This is a genomic window from Deinococcus arboris (assembly GCF_009755355.1).
GTDB classification, from domain to species: Bacteria; Deinococcota; Deinococci; order Deinococcales; family Deinococcaceae; genus Deinococcus; species Deinococcus betulae.
The window spans coordinates 1-489 of the sequence record NZ_WQLB01000092.1 but is presented as its reverse complement, the minus strand read 5'-3'; the positions used below and the strand labels follow the sequence as shown (position 1 = coordinate 489).

Annotated in this window: 1 protein-coding gene; it reads right to left on the bottom strand. The window is 63.0% G+C overall.

The genetic code is table 11. The annotated features are described in order from the left end of the window. Positions 1–81 precede the first annotated feature (81 nt). Positions 82–489 (bottom strand): winged helix-turn-helix domain-containing protein (locus GO986_RS22465; protein WP_232337975.1); only part of this gene is annotated, 408 nt, incomplete at its 5' end.

Here is a 489-nt window from a genome sequence, read left to right as displayed (position 1 = left end):
ACGCCCCTGGCCGACCACGTCCGTCGTCGCACGCCTTTCAGCGCAAAGCCCACTTCATCCAGGTAAATCAGCGTGGCGCCCTCAGCGACCTTTTTTTTTCAACTCGGGTGCCGTCTGTTCTTTCCAAGTGGCCATCCGGAGTTCATTGCGTTCTGCGGCGCGTCCATCCGGCATTTGCGGAGTCCAGCCCAGCTGGTGCAGAAGTTTGCGGACGTGATCGTGGTGATACCAGATCGCAAACCGCCGACCAATCAGCTCACTCACCCGACGAGTGGTCCAGGTCTCGTCGGGGAATCCGTGGGCGAGCGCACCCGCCTTCAGGCGGGTGCGCAGCTGCTCGTGCTGTGCGGGGGTCATCCGAGAGTGGCGACCGGTGGCGACGGTCGCCTGCAGGGTGCCTCTCTTCTTGAGGCGCGCATTCCAGGTGGTGACGGTCACAACAGAGACCCCGAAATGCTCAGCAATGTCGCGGTGGGAGTGCGTGCCCTC